The organism is Bacteroides sp. 1_1_30, from assembly GCF_020982715.1.
GTDB lineage: Bacteria > Bacteroidota > Bacteroidia > Bacteroidales > Bacteroidaceae > Bacteroides > Bacteroides xylanisolvens.
On record NZ_JAJKHN010000242.1, the window covers coordinates 1 to 766 of the forward strand.

A 766-nucleotide genomic window follows, 5' to 3' on the forward strand; every position below is an offset into this window, starting at 1 on the left:
GCCCGTCAGCGGTATGAAATTCGATCAGGTTTACACTGTCATTCTCTTGTAATTCTTTGTAGCGCGCGAGGATTTCGTTGAGCGCTTTTGCTTTTTCTTTATCCATAATTTTTATCTGATTTGATTGTTGTTGCATATGAGTACATTGCCGACGATAAAGTCTTTTGAAGAGGGAAAACGGGAATGGAATTCCCTGTCCGCCCCGGCATTGTAGGGCATGCCCAAAAGTTTCCCTTCCTCGTTCACGACCATCGTCGTCTTTTCGTCCAGTTCTACCAGTTCGATATTTCCGCCGACTATCGCTTGCATCTCCTTCAACGTGAAGTCGGTGCCGTTTGCGGGACATATTTCCTGGCGTGTCCCGTCTGTTCTGATGATTTGTGTCATTGTCGTTCAGGATTATGTTCTTTACAGAGTTCGACATGATATTTTCTTTCAGCAAGGAGCCGTTTGTATTTTTCCGGGCTTTCCTCCTTACGTACCGTCGTAGGATTTCCACAGGCAAAATGTTCCACCATCACGCAACCGCAGGAGTGGGTGATCTTGATGGAAGTAGTGAGGTTTTCTATCTTTGCATCATCCTTGGGCACGGCATCACTTTCGATGATGCGCAGTTTGTCGAGCGTATCCATGGTTATCCTCCCTGCTTTTCCCTGCACCATGCGTGAAATCGTTTCACGGTGCGCAGTTGGTTAATGATATGGCCAAAAAGCTCGCGTGAATAGATGCGGTAATGGAACACGGCCGAATACTCGCATACATTGCC

At 46.9% G+C, this 766-nt stretch carries 2 protein-coding genes; both read right to left on the minus strand.

All coding sequences use genetic code 11. The features are described from left to right. Positions 1–111 precede the first annotated feature (111 nt). Positions 112–387 (minus strand): DUF3846 domain-containing protein, encoded by a 276-nt coding sequence (locus LPH68_RS26490; RefSeq protein ID WP_032534369.1) that lies wholly within the window; start codon positions 385–387, stop codon positions 112–114. Continuing rightward, complete coding sequence (locus LPH68_RS26495) at positions 384–662, minus strand: hypothetical protein (protein ID WP_196069330.1); 279 nt, start codon at positions 660–662, stop codon at positions 384–386. Before LPH68_RS26495 ends, LPH68_RS26490 begins: the two co-directional genes overlap by 4 nt. Positions 663–766 lie beyond the last annotated feature (104 nt).

Coding starts and splice junctions, on each gene's coding strand:
- LPH68_RS26490 (WP_032534369.1), bottom strand. CDS start 387: ATGACACAAATCATCAGAACAGACGGGACACGCCAGGAAATATGTCCC.
- LPH68_RS26495 (WP_196069330.1), bottom strand. CDS start 662: ATGGTGCAGGGAAAAGCAGGGAGGATAACCATGGATACGCTCGACAAA.